The sequence below is a fragment of the Methylomonas sp. HYX-M1 genome (genome assembly GCF_040741385.1).
Lineage (GTDB): Bacteria > Pseudomonadota > Gammaproteobacteria > Methylococcales > Methylomonadaceae > Methylomonas > Methylomonas rhizoryzae.
This window is the reverse complement of the sequence record NZ_CP160405.1, coordinates 2961967-2982775: the sequence shown is the minus strand read 5'-3', so window position 1 is coordinate 2982775 and position 20809 is coordinate 2961967. Positions and strand designations below refer to the sequence as shown.

Sequence of the window (20809 nt, the reverse complement as noted above, 5' to 3'; positions counted from 1 at the left end):
CCACACTCTGAACTACCTGTTGCCCAAGAAGCAAGTAGATGCTTGGCAAATTAAAACGAAGGTCAGACGCAGGGAACACTAAAGCCCTATTCGTATCGCCTGCCCCCCGAAAGTCAATGCCGTCACGTGTTGTCCGAAATCCGGTAAGTTCGCTGGTGCCGATGTTGTAATGCCCACTCTGAGTGAATGTCTGCGTAGCCCTCCTGCTTTAATTTATCAAAGAAGTGCGCCTCTTCTACCGAAGATTCAAACTTGTTTTGAACGGAACCATCCTGGAGGGCTGGGAGGAGCCAAGCCCAACCGCAATAAGCCTGAAAAAGATCATCGTCAGTCGTTGAGTTTTTCCCGCCAAGGTTTGAGCGGGGCGCCGGAGTGATAGCCCATGGGCGACAGCGGTTTTATTCGATGGGTTTGAGGTTTTTGATTTTGTCGAGTAGTTGTTTGTATTCCGCGGATTGCCAAACTGCGTAGTTCAGGTTTTTGAACAAGCCGGTCAGACGGGTAAAGTAGTCGCGGATTTGCTCTTGGCCGCCGAATGCGCGTTCGGTTTCCAATAGGTCCAGGATCAGCAAAAAGGCGGCTTTTTGCCTCTCCAGCGGCACGGATACGTCGACGGGGTCGAAGGCGTCTTGTTGCAGATAGACCATGTCGACGAATTGGGCCTTATGGTAGGTCAGATAATCCTCCGGAGTAACGCCTTCTTCGCCGGCGACTTGGATCATTTCGTAAACGCTATTGCCCCGGGCCAGTAAGTCAAGCAGTTTCTGTACATTCGCAGTCCATTCCGGCGCTAATTCGCGTTGGTACCACGGCTTGAGTTGTTCCGGATAGCGAGACCAGGACAGCAGCGGATCGACCGCCGGGTAAAAGCGTTTATACGCCCGGTCGGCGCTGAGGCCGAGAAAGGTTTTGACCGTGCTCAGGGTGGATTGGGTGACAGGTTCCTCGAAATTGCCGCCGGCCGGCGACACCGTGCCTATCATGGTCAGGCTGCCGCTATTGCCCTGTTTGTCTTGAATCACCCCAGCCCGCTCGTAAATGTTTTTGATCGACGAATCCAGGTAAGCCGGAAAAGCCTCTTCGCCGGGTATTTCCTCCAGACGGGCGGAGGTTTCCCGCATCGCTTGCGCCCAGCGCGAGGTGGAATCGGCCAGCAGCAAAACCTGCAAACCCATTTGCCGGTAGTATTCGCCGAGCGTGATGCCGGTATAAATCGACGCCTCCCGGGCGGCTACCGGCATGGACGAGGTGTTACAGATGATGATGGTGCGGTCCATCAACGAGCCGCCGGTTTTCGGGTCTATCATTTGCGGAAACTCGCTGATGGTTTCCACCACTTCCCCGGCCCGTTCGCCGCAGGCTACCACGATCACGATGTCCACTTCCGAATTGCGGGCGATCAGGCTTTGCAACACGGTCTTGCCGGCGCCGAACGGGCCGGGAATGCAAGCCGTCCCGCCGCGGGCGATCGGGAAAAAGGTGTCGATGAGTCTTAGGTGGGTGATCAAGGGTTCGAACGGGTATAGGCGTTGAATCAGATCGTTGCGCAACAATGGTTGTGTCAAAGGATTGCGTACCGGCCAACGCTGCATCAAGCCGACCGCTTGTTCCTTGCCGTTAGTCAGCCGGATTTTGGCGACCGCTTCGTCGACCGTGACGTTGCCGGCTTGAATCCAGGTGACCTCGACTTCGCCCTTGACGTCGAACGGCACCATGATTTTGTGAATGAAGCGGCGCTCCTGCACCGTGCCTAGAGTCGCGCCGGCGCATAATTTGCTGCCGAGTTGCACGCAAGGGTTGAATGCCCATTTGCTGTTACGGTTCAGGGCCGGTAAATCGACGCCGCGCGGCAGAAAAAAACCGAATTCGACTGCCAATAAATCCAGCGGATTTTGCAGGCCGTCATAAACTTGGCCAAGCAAGCCGGGCCCCAGTTCCACGGACAATAATTCGCCGCTTTGTTCCACCGGATCACCGACGCCGACGCCCAAGGTACTTTCGTAAACTTGGGCGTCGGCGCGATTGCCGTAAATGCGCAGCACTTCCGCTTTCAAGCGCTCTTGGTGCTTGGCTTGGCTGCGGCCGGGCAAGATGTAAACCACTTCGTTCTTGGTCAACGGCCGGTCGCCGACCGCTTCTATCGCGACCAAATCGTCTTGAACCGCGACGATGCGTGCGCTGGCAGGGGGGGTTGATGTATCGTTCATGCTGTTCCTTCCAATTCGGCCTGAACGGCGGCCAAGCCGGCTTCGACTAATTCGTCGAAGCGCGCGACGGCCAATTCGCCGTCGTAAGTGGCCCAGCGGTGGATTAAATCCCAACGCAGCACGTAAAGCACCACGGCTGGAAAGTCGAAATAGTGGCCTAAGTTTAAGCGCGCGTAATAGTGCCAATTCAATTGCAACAACAATTTGTCCAGGGCCAAAGGTTGATGTTGTGCCATCAGTTGTTGGGCTTGGCTTATCCAGGGTAGGGCGTGGCCTAAACCGAAATCCGGCTTGTGCCAGTTGTGCCGGATCAGCGGCAGGCGCGCGCCGAATCCGCAAAACGGCTGGCCGGGTGCCGGCTGCAGGCCGGCTTGCCGGCGCCGCAGCGCGCTGAGCAGGGTGCGCAATTCCAAACGCCAAGCCACAATGTCGCGCAGAAAGTCGCTACGTATCAAACCCAGCTCGCGGCGGCCGTGTTCAAAAATATCGGCATCGTCGCCGCCTTGCATTTTCGACCAATGCAAAAGCCCTTCGATGCGTTGCAAGTCCGCGGCGTCTTTTTCTGCCAATAACGCCAAGCGCCTGTCCAGTTGGATGCGGGAAATCACCGGCAAACGGCAGCCGAACAAGTCCATGGGCTGTGGCGGCAGGCTGCCGATCAGCATGGCATAGCGGCAATCGGGCAACATTATTTGACGATTCCTTGCAGCAGGGCCCGAAAACGCGGTTGCAGGTGGGCCAGCAATAAATTGGCTAGCGCGTCGTCGGTAAAGTCTATGTGCATCGCGCTGTCTTCCAGCCGGATGCTCAAGCCGTTTTGCACATCGTCGCCGATTTGAAAACTCACGCCTTTGCGTAGCATGTCGCCGGCTATGGCCGCGGATAATTGCGACAGTTCGCTGTGGCGTAACGCTTCCGGGTGCTGGCGCAGTTCTTCGACTCCGTCCGCCGTGGCCGGTAGCAGCAGGGTCAAGCGCTGTTGACGGTCCAAACAGGCATGGTCGCGCACCTGGCCGGCCAAAGCCAGGATCAGTTCGCGCAGAAAGGCTTGGTCGAGCAGTTGTTCGCCGACTACTCGGCGCACGTCTTGCGAGAAGCTGCTGAGCAGGGTGTCGCGCAACTTCAGCAAGGTGTCGCGGGCGGCCAAATTCAGCGCATCGACGCCGGCGCCGGACAGGGCGTCAGCCTCCGCGCGGGCGCGTTGGACTATGGTTTTGGCTTCTTGCTCGGCTTCGGCTATCAGCCAGGCGGCGCGGCGCTGGGCGTCGGCGACGATGTCTTTGGCTTTGTTTTGCCCGGCTTCGACCGCTTCTTCCCGCAAGCGCTCGATTAACTGCTCGACGCCGGACGAGGCGTATTCGGTTTTGTCGTCTTTCATCAGCATCGCCTCAGCCGTGGGGAATGCCGCCGCTGATCACCAGCGCGAAGATGAAGGCGAATACCGCAAAGCCTTCTACAATCGCGGCCGGCACGATGGACAGGCCGAATATTTCCGGCTTGGCTTTGGAGGCGTGAATGGCCGCTGCGCAACATTGGCCTTGGTACATCGCGCACAGCATCAGGGCCAGGCCGGCCAGGGTACCCACGGAGAACAAGCCGGCGGCGTTTTCGGCCGTGACCGGGCGATTCAGCGTGAACATCACCACGATGCCGAAAATGGCTTGCGACGACGGCATGGCGGATACGCCGATATAGCGGCCGTGCCCGGATTCGGTATCCAGCAACGCGCCTATCGCCGCTTGGCCGGCTATCGAGCAGCCCACCACGCTGCCGACCGAGCTAAGCGCCATAGGCGCGTACAAGCCTATCCATCCCAATACCAGTAACAATTCAGCCATCAGCGGACTCCTTTTTGGAAAAAGCTTTGAACGGGTATCCTTCGTCGGATACGCTCCAGTTGTAAAACTCGATGAAATTCAGGCGCAAGCCGTGCACCATCCCGCTCAGCAAGCACAAGGCCAGATTCAAGCCGTGACCGAACAACAGGATTAATATGCCGAACAACAGGCCGGTGCCGGGCAATTGCTGCATGATTTGCCCGGCCAGCCGGTTAAAGGTCAAGGCCAGCGAGGCACTGGCCAAGCCCAATGCGAATAAACGCATATAGCTGAGCACGTCGCCGAACAGCTGGCTGATGCGGATCAAGCTTTTCAGCCCGTCCAACACGCGCCAAAGGCCGTCGCGCCAGGTTTTCAGCGCGCGCGGGCTGCTGAATAAAACCAGCAGCGACAATCCCGCAACCATCAGGCTAATGCCGGTGGTGTGCAGCAAGGGCAGGGGTTGTAGGCTATCCAGCCAGTACGAGAATCCGCCGCCGGTCAGGGCTATCCAGCCGACAGAGGCCAGCGCGGTCGGCGAATGGCGGTTTTGCCAAGCGCTGATCAGGTTGGCCGACAGCAAATGCAGCACGCCGACCGCGATGGTCAAACGCATCATGCCGTCGAAATCGTTCAAGTCGAACAGTCTTAACTGCGCCCAAATGCTGTCCGGCCGGGGCTCGGCGCCGAAATAGCTGCCGCATAAAATACCCCATAGCAGCGACAACGTGACCGCGACCGCAGCCAATAGGCGCAGGCGGCGACCTTTGCCGGTTTTGCTTAAGCGGCGCCACTTGAACAGCAACAGACCGGCAAAGACCAAGGCGTAACCGGCGTCGGACAAAATCATCGCAAAAAATAGCGAGAAGGAAAAAAATACCGCCGCCGAAGGGTCCCAGCCTTGGTAAGCGGGCATTTGGTAAAAACCGACCAAATCCTCGCCGCCTGCCAGTGCTGCCGGATTGCGCAACAAGGTGGGCGGATTGTCTTGTTCGCTCGGCTCTTCAACCAGCAAGGCTAGGTCGTGGCGCGCGGCAAGCGCGCGGTAATCCTCCACCCGGTCGGCCGGCAACCAGGCTTGCAACACGAATACGCCGGCCGTATCGCGAGTGGCGGCTTGCGCGCGTTGCAGTTCGGCCTGATTCAGGATTTCGTGGCAATGTAGCGTCATCAACGCAATCCAGCGGGTGTAGGATTCGCGCTTGGCTTGCATGTCTTCCAGCGCGATGGCCATGTCGTTGCTTTGCTGACGCAATACCGACAACGATTGCGAGCCGGTATGGGTGCGCGCCACCGGCAATTCATTCTCGGCCGGCTCGCCGGCGGAGATGACCACCACGTAGCAACGCAGATTGTCTTGAAATACGGCTTGCCACGGGTAGGGGCATAGCGGCATGCGGCGCATCAAACGCTTGGGGACAATGTAAAACCACAAGCGTTGCCCGCCCGGTAACCCGGTTTCGGGTAACTGAAAATCCCCCCACGGGGTTAATTCTTGAATGCGTTTTTGCAAGCTGTCGTAACGGTCGTGCAAGTTGCGCAACTCGGCCTTTAATTGCAGCACTTCGCCGACGATGCGTTGCAGGTCGAAATCATTGGCGCTTTTGGCTTGATGGCGTTTGCGGCCGGTGGCGTTCAAGAAGCGGAGCGCTTCCATCATGTCGGCGACCGATTGGCCGGGCGCGTTGCCTTCGGTTTGCGCTTCGAACGGAATCAAATGCAATTCGCCCAAGGCTTGCAATTGCTGCAGCACCCGGACCTTGTCCGCTTGCAAGCCGCAAAAGCTCAGTTTTTTCAACGCGACGATAGCCATTAGCCTAGCGCTTCTTCGCGCAATTGTTTGGTGATTTTGGCCCGCACCACGTCGGCCCGCTCGGCGTCCGACAAAAAAATGCGGATCTTGCGGATGTTGGTTTGGGTTTTAGGGATCAGTACTTTGTCGAACAGATTGACTTTTTGCGTCACTTTCTTCACCGCCAGTTCCAATAGTTGCAAGCGTTGTAAGTCGATGCGGTAGCGGCATTGCAATTCCAGCATGGCGCCGAGCTGCGCCACTAAGGGGTCTACCCAATGCGGTTTTAAATACGGCGAATAATGCCGATGCTTCAATACCACCCGTTTCAACACCGGCAAATTCAGTCCTACCAGGTTTTCCTGCGCGGTTTGCACCTCGCTGACGCCGACCATTTCCTGTAACTCGATGTCGCGGTTGGCTAGCATAGGCAGGGTTTGGGCAATCCACTGGCGGCAGCGCTCGATTTCCAGCCGAGTCTGTTCCAGCTGTTGGTGACCCTTGACGCGTTCGGCCACCAGTTTTTGCCGTTTCAGTTCCAAAGACGGCAAATATTGCCGGTAGCGGCGCAATTTGTCGCTCTCCTTGTGCAAGGTGGCTTTATTGAGCGACAGCTGCGGCATGGGCGGATTTAGGGAAGTATTTGTCGATGAGCTGTTGCTTCATCAGCAATTCGTTTTCGGAAAAGCATTCGGCCAGGGTTTGCCAACTCAAATCCAGGGCGTCTTCCAAGCCTATGGAAACCTGGATGTCCATGAAGCGCCGGCGAAACAGTTTGCCGAATTTCAACAGCTTGCGATCGTAATCCGACAAATCGAAGGCCATGGCTTGTTTTTGCTCGGCGTCGTTGGCGGCGGCGTAAAAGCGGATCATGGTATTCATGATTTGGGCGTGGTCGTCGCGGGTGACTTTGCCGATGACGTGTTGCTTCAAGCGGGATAAGGAACCGAAAGGGTCCAACACGCCGTCGTGCAGATAAAACTGGCCTTCGGTGATATAACCGGTATTGTCCGGCACCGGGTGGGTGACGTCGTTGCCTGGCATCGTGGTGACCGTCAGCACGGTGACGGAGCCTGCGCCCTTGTAATCGCAGGCTTTTTCGTAGCGGCGGGCCAGTTGCGAGTACAAATCCCCCATGTAGCCGCGATTGGACGGCACGTGTTGCATGGAAATGCCGATTTCCTTCATCGCGTCCGCATACGCCGTCATGTCGGTCATCAACACCAATACCCGCTTGGCTTCCTCCACTGCGAAACGTTCCGCTACCGCCAGCGCCATGTCCGGCACTAAAAGACGCTCGACGATGGGATCGGAGGCGAGATTGCAATACATCACGGTGCGGGCGAATACCCCGGCGTTTTCGAATTGGCTGTGAAAATAATGATAATCGTCGAAGATCAGGCCCAGGCCGGCGAACACCACGATGTCGGCGTCGGCTTGAATGCCGATTCTGGCCAAAAAGGCGTTGTAAGGTTCGCCGGCCACCGAAAATATCGGAATTTTCTGGCTTTCCACCAAGCAATTGAACACGTCTATCATCGGCACGTCGGTGCGAATCATTTTGGAAGCCAGCACCCGTTTCATCGGATTGACCGACGCGCCGGTAATGGTGACCTTGGGATCGGGCAGCAGCTCGGAGCCGCCATCCATCGGCCGGCCTGTCCCGTTGAAAATGCGGCCCAGTATGTTGTTGGAATACGTGACTTGCTGGGCGTGGCCTAAAAAGCGTACCCCGGCGGCAGTGGATACGCCGCGGGTGCCGGAAAACACTTGCAGCGACACCTTGCCGCCGTCGATTTTAATGACCTGTGCCAACGAATCGCCGCCGTTAGGATCTTCGACACTGGCCAAATCGCCAAAGCGGGTGCCGGTGCCGCCCTGACCTGCGGCGTCGATGTCGACGGTAATGATGTTGCCGACGATGGATAAAATCCGGTGGTGTTTAATCAGGTGTTCTATCATCCAAACCTCCATTTGGCGCCTTATCCAGGCAAGCCTTGCGCCTCTAGTGTAGGAGAAATATTGTTACAGATGTTAAGGCTGCTCCTGCAATCGGACATTAGGCCGGAAGTTTTGCTCGTATCGATAAAAACAAAAAAGCCGCCAAAACGGCGGCCTTTGCCTGGATTTACATGCCAAATGCGGCAGGTTTTAGGAGTCGTCCGTCCGCTTCGCCAAGTTTTCCAAAGTTTCCAGCGTGTCGCGAAAACTTTCGGCTTGATCGCAACGTACCGTGGCATGCGCGACTTTGCGGCCTTTGCGTGGCGCCTTGTCGTACAAATGCAGGTGAACGTTGGGCAGGTTCAGCAATTGGCTCGTCTCGGGCAGGCCGCCGATGAAGTTGACCATTGCGGCTTGGCCGCGGTTGCGAGTGCTGCCCAGGGGCTCATCCAAAATAGCCCGTAGATGGTTTTCGAATTGGCTGGTTTCCGAGCCTTCTATACTCCAGTGCCCGGAGTTGTGTACCCTGGGTGCGAATTCGTTGGCCAGTAGTTCGCCGTCGATGTCGAATAGTTCCAGCGCAATTACCCCGACGTAATTCAATGCTTCCAACAAACGGCGAACCTGGTTTTCTGCCTGGGCTTGCAAGGGGTCGGCGCTGCAAGCGCTGGCCACGCGCAATATGCCGCCGCGGTGGCGGTTTTCCGATAGCGGATAAAAGGCGATGTCGCCGGACGGACGGCGGGCGGCGATGATGGATACTTCGCGGTTGAAGTCGACGAAGCCTTCGACGATGGCCGGCGCGTCTTGCATCGCTCGCCAGGCGGCTGCCAAGTCGTCGGCCGATTTCAGCACCACTTGGCCCTTACCGTCGTAACCCATGCGCCGGCTCTTCAAGATTGCGGGGTAACCGATTTCGGCTATCGCGTTTTGCAAGTCCGCCAGGCTGGCAATAGGCGCAAAAGGTGCGGTGCCTATGCCCAGTTCCCGGAAAAAGTTTTTTTCCAGCAAGCGGTCTTGAGCGACCGCCAACGCATTGGCCGGCGGGTACACGGTGGTGTGGCTGGCCAGGAATTGCGCCACCTGTGCCGGGACGTTCTCGAATTCGTAAGTTACCACGTCGGCTTTTTCGGCCAGTTGTGCCAACAACTGCGGGTCGTCGTAGGCGCCGAGCAGATGCTCGCTGATCGGGCCGGCGCCGGCGTTAGGATCGGGATCGAGCACCACAAACTTCAAACCCAGCGGGTAGCCGGCCAGGGCCAGCATGCGGGCCAACTGGCCGCCGCCTAAGATGCCGACTTTCATGCCGATACCTGCCTTGGATCCGGGTTGGCGAGGACTTGTTCGGTTTGTTGTTGCCGGTAAACCTCGAGGGCCGGACGGTAGTGCGGATGCTTGTTGCCGATAATCGCGGCGGCCAGCAGCGCGGCATTGATCGCCCCGGCTTTGCCTATCGCCAAAGTCCCAACCGGAATGCCGGCCGGCATTTGTACGATGGACAGCAAGGAATCCATGCCATTTAACGCCTTGGATTGCACCGGTACGCCCAGCACCGGCAGCGCGGTTTTGGCCGCCGTCATGCCCGGCAGATGAGCCGCTCCGCCGGCGCCGGCGATGATGACTTCCAAACCTCTGCTCTCGGCCTTTTCCGCGTAGTCAAACAGCTTGTCCGGGGTGCGATGCGCGGACACGACTTCCACTTCGTGCGGAATCTTCAAGTGTTCTAAGGTTTGCGCGGCATGTTGCATGGTGTCCCAATCGGATGTGGACCCCATGATGATGCCTATCAATGCGGTCATGCAAGCTCTCCGGTATTGCCAAACAGAAAAGGAGCGGAATTATCGCATATCGGGAGGTTTTTCCATGCCGGCAAATTTACCATTGATTATTCACCGGCCGGGTTTGTTGGTAAGATAACCCTTCGCAATTTACGAATTTTCCGAGAGCAACCGACGGCAAGCCCGTCGCTGCGCTCGCTTGCCTAAAACACCCCGATATGGACCAATCAATCGAATTCGACCTGGATCTGATTCACCGCTACGATAAATCCGGACCGCGCTACACCTCGTATCCGACCGCGTTGGAGTTGCACGAAGGTTTCGGCGACGCCGAGTATCGCGCTTATATCGACCAGTCCAACGCCGCCGGCGGGCCGCTGTCTTTGTACTTTCACGTGCCGTTTTGCGATACCGTTTGTTTTTACTGCGCGTGCAACAAGATCGTCACTAAGAATCGGGCGCACGCGGCACCTTATCTGGATAATGTGTGCCGGGAAATCGCCATGCAGGGCGCGTTGTTCGAGCCTAGCCGCAAGGTCGCTCAGTTGCACTGGGGTGGCGGTACCCCGACCTTTTTGAACGACGAACAAATGAAACGCCTGATGGATACCACCCGCCGCTATTTCAACTTGTACGACGACGACAGCGGCGAGTATTCCATCGAAGTCGATCCGCGCGAAACCAACGACCGTACCATCGCCTTGTTGCGCGAATTGGGTTTCAACCGCATCAGTCTCGGGGTGCAGGATTTCGATCCGGCGGTGCAACAAGCGGTCAACCGCTTGCAAAGCAAGCAGCAAACTTTCGCAGTGTTGGAGGCTGCCCGTAACGAAGGCTTTAGCTCCACCAATGTCGATTTGATTTACGGTTTGCCGTTGCAAACCGAGGACACGTTCGCCCGTACCTTGGATCAAGTGCTGGCCCACGCGCCGGATCGTTTTTCCGTCTTTAACTATGCGCACATGCCCAGCCGCTTCAAAACTCAGCGGCAGATCAACGACGCGGATTTGCCGTCGCCCGCGGCTAAATTGGATATTTTGCAGATGGTCGGCAAAAAGTTGACCGAGGCCGGCTATGTCTATATCGGTATGGATCATTTCGCCAAACCGGACGACGAACTCGCCGTGGCGCAACGGGAAGGCAAGCTGTACCGCAATTTTCAAGGCTATTCCACCCACTCCGATTGCGATTTGGTCGGCTTGGGCGTGACCTCGATAGGCAGGGTCGGCGACGCTTACATGCAAAATTACAAGGAATTGGAACACTACGACCTGGCGATTAGCCAGGGCAAGCTGCCGGTGTTTCGCGGCGTGGAACTGGACGCGGACGACAAATTGCGCCGCGCGGTGATCACCCAATTGATTTGCCATTTCGATCTCGACTTCGGCAAGATAGCGCAAGATTTCGGCATCGATTTCGACGCTTATTTCGAGGGCGAATTGGCCAAGCTGGAGGTTATGCAGCAAGACGGCTTGCTGGCGCTGGATAATGCCGGCATTCAGGTATTGCCGGCCGGAAGACTGTTGATCCGCAATATCTGCATGGTGTTCGATAAATATCTGGCTCAAAAACAGCAGCAGTTTTCCAAAGTTATTTAAGCAGCTGTTTATCAGCGCTACAGTGTAAAGACGGATTTTCGGAACGTATGCTAACAAATCCACTGGTGTCCATCGTCATGCCCAGCCTGAATCAGGCGGAATTCATCCCGCAGGCGGTGGCCAGCGTGCTTGAGCAAAGCTGGCGGAATTTGGAGTTGATAGTCGCCGACGGCGGTTCTACCGACGGCAGTTTGCAATGGTTACGCGAGCGGCAAGCTAAAGACGGCCGATTGCGCGTGTATTCCGGTCCGGATACCGGCCCGGCCCATGCCTTGAATCAGGCGCTGCAGCGGGCCAGGGGGACCGTCATCGGTTGGTTGAATTCCGACGACGTGTATTTGCCCGGCGCGGTCGATAGAGCCGTGCAGGCGTTCGGCCGCCACCCGGACTGGTTAATGGTGTACGGCCACGGCCAGCACATCGATGCCGGCGGCAAGGTGATCGAGCTTTACCCCAGCAAGCCCGCCGATACCCCGGCGGCCGAGTTCGAATTCGGCTGCTTTATTTGTCAGCCCAGCGTGTTTTTCCAAAGAAGCTTGTATGTGTTGCTGGGCCGCTTGGACGAAGGCTTGAAAACCGCATTCGATTTCGACTACTGGCTTAGAGCGTTTACCCGCGTGCCGGAACGCATCGGCTTTATCGATGCGCTGCAAGCCCGCTCGCGCCTGCATGCGGAGTGCATTACGCTTCGACTGCGCAGCCGGGCAACGGCGGAAGGCATGCTGTGTATCAAGCGTCATCTGGGCGTAGTAGCGCCGCACTGGGCGGCCGCCTATTTGAACGGTTTGGCCGATCAGGGCCTGGAGGGCGAAGCCTTGGCGCACCGGCATGCACAGCTGCTGGAGCAGTTAGCCGCCGTCGCTACGGCGGAAGAATTAAAGGCTTTGCAGCCCATTGTCGCCGCCTCAGTTGCGCCTATGATGCAAGCGCCGCAAGTCGTACCGCCAACGCGCGAATTCGACGAAGCCGGATACTTGCAACGTTATCCCGACGTGGCGTTTGCGGTACGAAACGGTCATATAAGCTGCGGCCAAGCGCATTTCGAACAACACGGCCGCCAAGAAGGGCGGGAAGCACGGTGGTTGAATGCTTGAGGTAAAACAATTGATTTTGGATTTGCGCATCGATTTACGCGAAACCATGCAGTTCGGTTTGCCGGAAAATCGCGACGCCTTCATGGGCTGGCTGATTACTTCCGGGCTTTCCGAGTACAAAGCCCTGCGGGAAAATCCCACGCTGATCGGTGCTTGGCTTAACGAAACCGAAGCGAATCCTTATTCGTTGACGCCACTGCAATATCTGTTGTGGCAATGGCGCGGCGATTTGCAGGCCCAATTCCCGCTGCCGCGGCAACGCAAAGCCTACCTGGATTGGTTTTATAGCTTCGGGGTCAGCGAATACGGCTATTGGGACGTGTTGGCCGGCAACGAACAACGCTTGATCGACCGGTTGCCGGAACCGGGTCGCAGCCAGGTGCTGTATGCGATAGCGCGGCAACAAATTCCACCGGTCGAATCGGCATCCTTTTCCGACCGGGAATTCGGCGTTAACGTCATCGGTTATGCATTCGGCCAATTAGGCATAGGCGAAGACGCCCGGATGGCGGCGCGTGCGTTATTGGCGGCAGACGTACCGATGGCTATGCTGAATTTTGCCCCGGGCGCGGACATCGCCCAAAACGATACCAGTATGGCCGAGTACGTGACCGGGCAGGGCGAATTTGCCTTCAACCTGTTTTGCATGACCGCGGAAGAGCAGGGCCGTTATTTTCTGGAAAACGGCAGCCAACAACTCGACGGCCGCTACAACATCGGCTATTGGCCTTGGGAATTGGGGCGCTGGCCCGCCGCCTGGGAACAAATGCTAGCCTTGGTAGACGAGGTTTGGGTCTCCAGCCGGCACACCTATCAGGCCTTAGAGCCGGTTTGCAACAAGCCCTTACATTGGATGCCGATGGCGGTGGACATTGGCAGCGTAACAGCCTTTACCGACCGGGCCGCAGCGAGAAGGCATTTCAATTTGCCGGAAACCGCAATCCTGTTCTGCTTTTCATTCGATTTGAATTCGTATGTGGCGCGTAAAAATCCGCAGGCGTGCGTCGACGCCTTTCTAAGCGCTTTCGACAGCGGCGATTTCGGTGCCGACACGGTCGGCTTGGTGATTAAAGCCCATCAACCCAAACAACAAAATCCGGCTTGGGAGCGTTTGAAAAAACTTGCAAAACATGACGATAGGATACACATCGTCGAAACCACCTTGCCCCGGCCGGATTTGCTGGCTTTATACCAGGCCTGCGATTGCTTTTTGTCTCTGCACCGTGCGGAAGGGTTCGGCCGTGGCTTGGCGGAGGCCTTGCAACTGGGCTTGCACGTCATTTGTACCGGCTACTCCGGAAACGTGGATTTCTGCAAGCCCCCGGCGGCCGATTTGGTCAACTTTTCGCTGGTTGAGGTCGGCTGCGACCAATACCCACACGCCCACGGTCAGGTTTGGGCGGAACCGGATATCGCCCACGCGGCTGAGATGATGCGTCGGTTTGCCGTAGCCGAATCCGGCGGTGCCCGAATGCAATGGCCGGAATTTTCGCTTGCAAAAGTCGGCACAAATTATAAAAACCGGTTGCAGCAAATTTTTTTGGAGCGGGCCGTATCGGCCAGTCAAAACGGCCAAAACTGAACCGGGCATGGTAAAATGTCCATCTCTGCCGCATCAGGCATGGGGTAAAGTCGCTTTTCAGCAAGCGGTAAGCGCCTAATTCCTTTCAAAAAGTCCCGGTAGCTCAGTAGGATAGAGCAGTCCCCTCCTAAGGGACAGGTCGGACGTTCGAATCGTCTCCGGGACGCCAATTAAATCAATTGCTTAGTGTTATTTTGGTTGGTCTTTGTTTTGTCAATGATCCACTGGTGATCCACTTGGAAATAAATACCCCAAATAACTATCGAAAAACCACGGTATTGCGAGAAGGTGGCAAATGCCCAGAATCGGCGACCACGCTAAAGCCAGTGACCAAAACCTACGATTTGTCGGTTTTGAATTTCGTCTTTATTCACGGCGCGGGAATTTGAGGCGGGGCAAAGACCTTCCCGTTCCATCTTTGTACTGAGCGGAACATTCCGCTGAGTCAAACCGCCGATTTCGCGGTTTGACTTTTCATCCTCGTCGACAATTCCTTGTTCTGGGCCGTCTTGTAGGCCCGGGGCGCGGTCACAATGCGGCTTTACTGTTTTGACCAGACGCGCCGCGCCCGGTTAGCTTCACGTTATGCATTTAAACGAGATCTGAAATGCCAAAAGGTACTCTGATATTTTTCTGCGGGAAGATGGGGGCTGGAAAATCAACTAAGTCCAAGGAAATCGCTTTGGAAAGGAATGCTGTATTGCTATCCGAAGATGAATGGCTGACGTCTATATACCCCAATATGATTGCTTCACTAGAGGACTATGTTAAATATTCTAGCCAGATCAAGCCTCCTATTAAAAGGCTAGTGCAATCAATATTAAATACTGCCACAGATGTTGTTATGGATTTCCCGGCAAATACTGTTTCACAAAGAGAATGGTTCAGGGAAATTTTCTCAGAGGTGGAAGCTTGTCATCAGTTGATATATATCGATGTTTCTAATGAAATATGCCTCGAACAGATCGAGAAAAGACGTATAGAGCAACCTGAGAGGGCAGCCACTGATACAGCGGAGATGTTCGCTCAGGTGACGAAGTATTTTGTTGAGCCAGCAGCTGAAGAAGGCTTTAACACAATGAGAATTGGTAACAATGCATAACAATGCCATAAACTCGGACCGCAAAAAGTGCCGCTGCGCTCTGCTTTTTACGTCCGGTTATGGCGGGCGTTGGGCCTCGAAGATATGACTCGCGACACGAAAGGATTTGGTCCACCTGAGAGGGTGTACGTCGAGAACGAGTGGTATGACGGACCACGCGCGGGTGTCGCGGACATCAACGGGTTACCTCAGCGATTCAGGTCCCTATTCGACGAAGCAGAAGACGAATATCTTGGAACCTTCGTGGTCTGGCCAATTGACGCGGAGTCTCTGCAGCTAGAGATTGAACAGTGGCGCATCTTTGTCGAGTGGAATGCTCTGTACGAGTCTGGTCAGGCGAAACTTGAATCACATCCGGGTCATGGTGGCGTCAACCGAAGATGGGACGAGATAAACGAGAGGCTAAAGGAAAGCAGGGATCGAGTGCCTGGGAATGCCCAGCGCGCCCAAGTTGAAGTTGATCAAATTGATCGCGAAAGCCGTTATGAACCTAGCGGCCCTGACTACATGCTGCGATGGCGAATTCTGTGACACATCGCGGCCCAACAACGAGCTGCAGCCGACGTGCGAAGACGCACGCGGCTGGGCGCAGGCGTCAGACTCTCATGAAAACCGCCACATGTGGGTCTGATGTCTGAACGGCGGAAAGGTAAAACTTGGAGGAAACATGCGCGAGCAAATTGCAGTCGCCCCTATGCAGTGGGCACCAATCAACTATTTACAAGATGTAGAGCCATTGAATGACCAAGACTCTGAATGCTTGGCGGAAATCAGGGAAGTATTGAAAAAGCACGGGAAGTTGGATCGTTTCGCTTTGCACCTGGTGCATAAGCATTTCGACCTAAGTGAGGACGAAATTCTTTGTGAATACACGGATCCGGAAAGCCGTACCCTAACAATGATCCCAAAGAATAAAATGGAGATTCCGGGGCGCGTCGAAACTACATGGATGCTTAATGAAATTGGCCCACTCACTGCTTGCATTTACGCCTGCTACTGGCCGTTATGCAAAGCTTCACATAATGGCCGATACCGAGAATTGCTCCCAATCAACTTTTGCACATAACAGCTCACTGGCTGGAAACATAATAAACCAACCAACTTTTGCTCAATACGGAGTGATTTAAAAATCGGGTTAGGGCTAATTTCCAACCCTGAATGCACATAGGTAATTTTACATCCCTCAGCGCATTCGCGTTTGATCCGTATCGTCGGGTACAGAACCAATATGACCATAGTAAATCTGACAAGCTTACCGGAACATCTTCCCACCTTAGCGGCCTGGCACCAGGCGGAATGGGCCGAACTGAACCCGGGCCAAAGCTTGCAGCAGCGTATAGGAAAAATGCAGGCCTATTTGCACGGCGACGCGGTTCCCGCCACCTACCTCTATTTGCACGATGGCGAATTGGCCGGCTCGGCGGCATTGATCGCCTGCGATATGGATACCCGCCCGGAGTTGACGCCCTGGCTAGCCAGCGTATTCGTAGCGCCGCCGTTTCGTAATCAGGGCATAGGTTCGCAATTAGTCAGGCACGTCATGCAGCAAGCCAAAGGCGCCGGCTTCGAACGTTTGTATTTGTTTACCCCAGACCGGGCAGCCTTTTACCGGCGCCTGGAGTGGCGGGTTTTGCAGCAAGAGTTGTACCGCGGACACGAGGTGAGCGTCATGCAGGCCGATTTGCTGGCACCGAAGTAAAGTCGCAATTCCAAGGCTGTTGGCTTAATCGTGGATAGCCAAGCTATCGCGCACGCAACGCAACGCCGCTTCGGCAGCGCCGTTTGAATGGCTGTCCTCGGTAAAGTCGCCGGCGAAACACACGCGGCCTTGCGGTTGCCGCAGGCTGTCCGATAATGCGTCGAAGCGCGAGCGGCCTATCGGCCATGCCGCTATGGCGCGCGGATGGTAGCGGTGGAAAACCATTTGTTTTATGGAAGCCGCGAAGCCCGGCCACAAGGATTCGAAGGCATCGGTCAATGCTTGTTTGGTTTCGTCCGCCGTTAGCCCGCGCGAATTGAAGCGTTCGGCGTAGTTGCCGGTTATCAAAAGATTCAGCATCGCGGTGTTGCTGTCGCCGCCGTGACCGCCGTAAATGACCCCCAGCGGGCCGTCGCTCAAGATCGGCAAAACGTCGATGTCGTTTACATGCCAGAAGCGGGAAGCGGCTTTATCGACCTGCACGTGGGCGGTGAAGTAAGCGCCGCTTGCTTGGCTGGCGATCGCTTGCCGGCGTTCGGCGGTCAACGGTGGGGAAAACTGCAGGTCGGCCAGCCGAAATAAGGGGATGGCCAGGATAATCCGACCGCCGCGAAATGTGTGCTGGCTAAAATCGCTTTGGTCGACCGCGATTGCTTCAACGCCCTTCTCATCGGCGCTGACGTGGGTCACCAGTTGGTTCAGGCGAATCGAGCCGCGGCCTATCGCGTCTGCCAATGCCAACGCAGCGCGTTGATTGCCGCCGATGACATGGTAGGGGGTTACTCCGTCTCCGGAAAACAAATGCCATTCGGCGATGCCGTCCAACGCGCTGATTTTTTCCCAAGACACTCCGTATTCCGGCTCCGTTTCGATGCGTATCATGTCTTGCAGCGCACTCGGCAACCCGCTGCCGCGCACCCAATCGGCAAACGAAATTTGTTGAAGATCCAATAATTCCCGGGTTAGCGGGCGAGTTTGCAATTGCCGGTAAAGCTGTGCCATGCGTGCGTCCCAGGCGCGAAATGCCGGCACCTGTTGCGCCCCGGCGAATGCGCCGACGAATTCCGAATTGCTATCCTGAACGAACGGAACCAAGCGGCCTTGGTGGATAAAGCTGGAAAAGCCGCTGTACGAGGTTTCCAAAGGGACGCCGAGTTCTCTGAAAATAGGGATCGCCGGATTGTTATCCCAGAATTCTTCCAAACCGAGTTCCGCGTACCGGCCGTTTTCATACTGTGCGGTACGGATGCGTCCGCCGACGTGGGGCGTCGCTTCCAGCAATAATACCGAGCGGCCGGCTTGTTTGAGCCGGTAAGCGGCGGTCAAACCGGACAAACCGGCGCCGACGATCAGCACGTCGGCTTCGGCTTCGCTCGCTACAGCCGGCGCGCAATACCACAAGCGAACCGTCAGGGTAACGACGAGCAGAGGTTTCAACCGCAAATTCATAACCTATGGCAACGCTTGTGAATAGAAGTATGAAAGTTTATAAGCAGTATATGGCAACGATGTGAAACGCAGTCTTCTGCAGCGTGTCGTCCCTTGGGTGTGTCATCCGGCTGTCATCTGCCGTCGCTAAGCTCGGCGCTCGGCTTTCTAGCGAACATAATTATGGCTTTTTCGACTCAGTTAAACGGAAAAAACTACCATTTCGCAAATTTGCGGACATTGCTGGCAAAAGCTTCGCCGCGCCGAGCCGCCGACGAATTGGCCGGCTTGGCGGCCGAATCCGAAGTGGAGCGCGCTTTAGCGCAACGCTTGCTGGCTGAGGTGCCGCTTTGCCGTTTCATCGAAGAGCCTTTGATTGAGCCGGAACGGGACGAGGTAAGCCGCCTGATTTTCGAACAACAGGATTCCGCGGCGTTTAAGCCGCTGGCGCTGATGACGGTCGGCGAATTGCGCGAACATTTGTTGACCGAATCCACCGATTTAACCGTTTTGACCGCCGCGCTAACGCCGGAGATGTTGGCGGCGGTCAGCAAACTCATGCGCAATCAGGATCTGATCGCGGTCGCCAAACGCAGGCCCGTAGTCAGCCGCTTTCGCAGCACGGTGGGCTTGCCGGGCAGGCTTTCCACCCGTTTGCAGCCCAACCATCCGGTCGACGACAGCAAAGGCATCGCCGCGGCGATACTGGACGGCTTGATGTACGGCAGCGGCGATGCGGTGATCGGCATCAATCCGGCTACCGACAATCTGCACAACGTGCGCGGTTTGCTGCAGCTGCTCGACGAATTGATCCAGAGCCAACACATTCCCACCCAAGCCTGCGTGCTCAGCCACGTCACCACCAGCATGGCCTTGATGCAACGCGGTGCACCAGTCGATTTGGTGTTTCAATCCATCGCCGGTACCGAGGCCGCCAACGCCGGTTTCGGCATCGATTTAGCCTTGCTGCGCGAAGCTAAAGCGCTGGCCGAAAGTCTAAATCGAGGTCCGGACGGCGCGCAGTTGATGTATTTCGAAACCGGGCAAGGCAGCGCCTTGTCCGCCAACGCCCATCACGGCGTAGATGCGCAAACCTGCGAGGCCAGAGCGTACGCGGTGGCGCGCGAATTTCAGCCCTTCCTGGTCAATAGCGTGGTCGGTTTCATCGGCCCGGAATATTTGTACGACGGCAAGCAAATCATCCGGGCCGGCCTGGAAGACCATTTTTGCGGCAAGTTGATGGGCTTACCGATGGGTTGCGACATTTGCTACACCAATCATGCCGAGGCCGACCAAAACGACATGGACAATTTGTTGACCCTGCTCGGCGTTGCCGGCTGCAACTTCATCATGGGCGTGCCGGGCGCGGACGACGTGATGCTGGCTTATCAAAGCACCTCGTTTCACGACGCCCTGTACTTGCGCCAGGTGCTGGGTTTGCGGCCGGCGCCGGAGTTCGAGGCTTGGCTGGAACAAATGGGAATTTTCGACGGCGAAAACCGTTTAGCGGACAGGCGCTTGCAGACACCGTTGTTGCAAGGCTTTTCGGACTTGGCGGAGCACGCTTCGTGAACGATCCTTGGCAGGTATTGCGCCGATATACGCAAGCCCGCATCGGTCAAGGCCGGGCCGGTTGTGCGCTGCCGACCGCCGCACAACTGGAGTTTCAACTGGCGCACGCGGCTGCTCGAGATGCTGTGTTGCAAGCGTGGTCGCCCCAAGCCTTGGCCGAATCGGTCGCGGCCATGGACATGCCTAGCCTGATTTTGGCTACCCAGGCCGGCGACCGGCAGGTTTATCTGCGGCGGCCGGACCTGGGCCGGCAATTGGCAGCCGAGAGTCGTCAGCACTTAGCGGCTGCAAAGGACAAGCTGTTACAACCGGTTGACGTGACATTGATCGTCAGCAACGGCTTGTCGACCAGCGCGGTCGAGGCGCACGCGCCGGGTTTGTTGCAGGCCGTATTACAGGCTTACCGGCAAGCCGGTTTGCAAATTGCCCCATTGTGTTTGCTGGCGGACGCGCGGGTGGCAGTTGCCGACGAAATCGGTGCGCTGCTCGGCGCCCGGCTGGCGGTCATCGTGGTCGGCGAGCGGCCGGGGCTGAGCGCCGCCGACAGCTTGGGCATTTATCTGACTTACGCGCCGCAGCCCGGTAAAACCGACGCCGAGCGCAACTGCATTTCCAACATCCGCCCGCCGCACGGATTGAGTTACGCTGCGGCGGCGGCCACCTTGCGTTATTTGTCCGAAGCGGCGCTGCTTAAGGGTATTTCCGGCGTCGCGCTGAAAGACGATATGCCGCCGGCGCTAGTAGCGGGCGATACGAAGTTGATAGCGGCCAAGCCTTAGCGCGTTTGGGGCGGACTCCTATTCGACGGCTAAACCGTTGAACGCGTGACTACCGGTATTAAGCGGATTCATTGACGGCGGCAGCGGTACTCCGCCGCGATTCACAAGCCGCTATCCGCGGCAAAGTATTTCTCATCGGTAACGTTGGTAGAGCCGATACACCGCCAAACCCTGTAAGCCTGCGGGCGATTGCGTAGCAATTTTCGGACTAAGTTACGCTAGAAAATTGCGGCAGCCCGGCACCCGCACTGCTCGAGTCGCGTTCCGAATGCCGGACGGAGAGGATGCGGGAGCGGCTAGCATGGCAATCGTGCCATCGGCATTCGGCGCAGTTTGGATGATATACAGTCGGGAAAAAGTCTTGCGAATCAAAAAATATTGTGGCTACACAGGTTTCGTAGTAGATATACGGAACTATCT

General features: G+C 56.5%; 19 protein-coding genes and 1 tRNA gene. 10 read left to right on the top strand and 10 right to left on the bottom strand.

The window, feature by feature from the left end; genetic code table 11:
* Positions 1-398 precede the first annotated feature (398 nt).
* The 9 genes from AB0A83_RS13440 to purE all read right to left on the bottom strand — a co-directional run bounded on the left by AB0A83_RS13440 (position 399) and on the right by purE (position 9556).
* Positions 399-2207 carry a V-type ATP synthase subunit A gene (locus AB0A83_RS13440; RefSeq protein ID WP_367154443.1) on the bottom strand — a complete coding sequence of 603 codons (1809 nt, stop codon included), beginning with the start codon at positions 2205-2207 and terminating at the stop codon, positions 399-401.
* Complete coding sequence (locus AB0A83_RS13435; protein ID WP_367154442.1) at positions 2204-2896, bottom strand: DUF2764 family protein; 693 nt, start codon at positions 2894-2896, stop codon at positions 2204-2206. Before AB0A83_RS13435 ends, AB0A83_RS13440 begins: the two co-directional genes overlap by 4 nt.
* Complete coding sequence (locus AB0A83_RS13430) at positions 2896-3585, bottom strand: hypothetical protein (protein ID WP_367154441.1); 690 nt, start codon at positions 3583-3585, stop codon at positions 2896-2898. The genes AB0A83_RS13435 and AB0A83_RS13430 overlap by 1 nt, the downstream gene beginning before the upstream one ends.
* 10 nt (positions 3586-3595) lie before the next feature.
* The gene (locus tag AB0A83_RS13425; protein WP_150049215.1) at positions 3596-4045 is read right to left on the bottom strand and encodes an ATP synthase subunit C; all 450 of its coding nucleotides are present in this window, start codon (positions 4043-4045) and stop codon (positions 3596-3598) included.
* Complete coding sequence (locus AB0A83_RS13420; RefSeq protein WP_367154440.1) at positions 4038-5837, bottom strand: V-type ATP synthase subunit I; 1800 nt, start codon at positions 5835-5837, stop codon at positions 4038-4040. The genes AB0A83_RS13425 and AB0A83_RS13420 overlap by 8 nt, the downstream gene beginning before the upstream one ends.
* The gene (locus AB0A83_RS13415) at positions 5837-6439 is read right to left on the bottom strand and encodes a V-type ATP synthase subunit D (protein ID WP_367154439.1); all 603 of its coding nucleotides are present in this window, start codon (positions 6437-6439) and stop codon (positions 5837-5839) included. Before AB0A83_RS13415 ends, AB0A83_RS13420 begins: the two co-directional genes overlap by 1 nt.
* Positions 6417-7778 (bottom strand): V-type ATP synthase subunit B, encoded by a 1362-nt coding sequence (locus tag AB0A83_RS13410; RefSeq protein WP_367154438.1) that lies wholly within the window; start codon positions 7776-7778, stop codon positions 6417-6419. The genes AB0A83_RS13415 and AB0A83_RS13410 overlap by 23 nt, the downstream gene beginning before the upstream one ends.
* Positions 7779-7967: 189 nt before the next feature.
* Positions 7968-9062 (bottom strand): 5-(carboxyamino)imidazole ribonucleotide synthase, encoded by a 1095-nt coding sequence (locus AB0A83_RS13405; protein WP_367154437.1) that lies wholly within the window; start codon positions 9060-9062, stop codon positions 7968-7970.
* Positions 9059-9556 carry a 5-(carboxyamino)imidazole ribonucleotide mutase gene (gene purE, locus AB0A83_RS13400; RefSeq protein ID WP_150049209.1) on the bottom strand — a complete coding sequence of 166 codons (498 nt, stop codon included), beginning with the start codon at positions 9554-9556 and terminating at the stop codon, positions 9059-9061. Before purE ends, AB0A83_RS13405 begins: the two co-directional genes overlap by 4 nt.
* Before the next feature lie 197 nt (positions 9557-9753).
* On the opposite strand from purE, the gene hemN reads away from it, so the two are divergent.
* From hemN to AB0A83_RS13360, 8 genes are all read left to right on the top strand, one after another.
* Positions 9754-11133 (top strand): oxygen-independent coproporphyrinogen III oxidase, encoded by a 1380-nt coding sequence (hemN, locus tag AB0A83_RS13395; protein WP_150049208.1) that lies wholly within the window; start codon positions 9754-9756, stop codon positions 11131-11133.
* Positions 11134-11180: 47 nt separating this feature from the next.
* On the top strand, positions 11181-12227 hold the full coding sequence (locus AB0A83_RS13390) for a glycosyltransferase family 2 protein (protein ID WP_150049207.1): 1047 nt from the start codon (positions 11181-11183) through the stop codon (positions 12225-12227).
* The gene (locus AB0A83_RS13385) at positions 12220-13809 is read left to right on the top strand and encodes a glycosyltransferase (RefSeq protein WP_150049206.1); all 1590 of its coding nucleotides are present in this window, start codon (positions 12220-12222) and stop codon (positions 13807-13809) included. Before AB0A83_RS13390 ends, AB0A83_RS13385 begins: the two co-directional genes overlap by 8 nt.
* 92 nt (positions 13810-13901) lie before the next feature.
* Positions 13902-13978, top strand: a tRNA-Arg gene (locus AB0A83_RS13380).
* Between the two features lie 438 nt (positions 13979-14416).
* Positions 14417-14911, top strand: coding sequence for an ATP-binding protein (locus AB0A83_RS13375; RefSeq protein ID WP_150049205.1), 495 nt, complete (start codon positions 14417-14419; stop codon positions 14909-14911).
* Between the two features lie 84 nt (positions 14912-14995).
* Complete coding sequence (locus AB0A83_RS13370; protein ID WP_190303138.1) at positions 14996-15442, top strand: hypothetical protein; 447 nt, start codon at positions 14996-14998, stop codon at positions 15440-15442.
* A 136-nt stretch (positions 15443-15578) separates the two neighbouring features.
* On the top strand, positions 15579-15977 hold the full coding sequence (locus AB0A83_RS13365) for a hypothetical protein (RefSeq protein WP_367154433.1): 399 nt from the start codon (positions 15579-15581) through the stop codon (positions 15975-15977).
* 162 nt (positions 15978-16139) lie between these two features.
* Complete coding sequence (locus tag AB0A83_RS13360) at positions 16140-16610, top strand: GNAT family N-acetyltransferase (protein WP_150049200.1); 471 nt, start codon at positions 16140-16142, stop codon at positions 16608-16610.
* 24 nt (positions 16611-16634) lie between these two features.
* Here AB0A83_RS13360 and AB0A83_RS13355 read toward each other — a convergent pair whose 3' ends face one another.
* Complete coding sequence (locus AB0A83_RS13355) at positions 16635-18047, bottom strand: flavin monoamine oxidase family protein (protein ID WP_367154431.1); 1413 nt, start codon at positions 18045-18047, stop codon at positions 16635-16637.
* A 174-nt stretch (positions 18048-18221) separates the two neighbouring features.
* Here AB0A83_RS13355 and AB0A83_RS13350 point away from each other — a divergent pair, with 174 nt between their 5' ends.
* Positions 18222-19610, top strand: coding sequence for an ethanolamine ammonia-lyase subunit EutB (locus tag AB0A83_RS13350; protein ID WP_367154430.1), 1389 nt, complete (start codon positions 18222-18224; stop codon positions 19608-19610).
* The gene (gene eutC / locus AB0A83_RS13345) at positions 19607-20389 is read left to right on the top strand and encodes an ethanolamine ammonia-lyase subunit EutC (RefSeq protein ID WP_367154429.1); all 783 of its coding nucleotides are present in this window, start codon (positions 19607-19609) and stop codon (positions 20387-20389) included. The genes AB0A83_RS13350 and eutC overlap by 4 nt, the downstream gene beginning before the upstream one ends.
* Positions 20390-20809 lie beyond the last annotated feature (420 nt).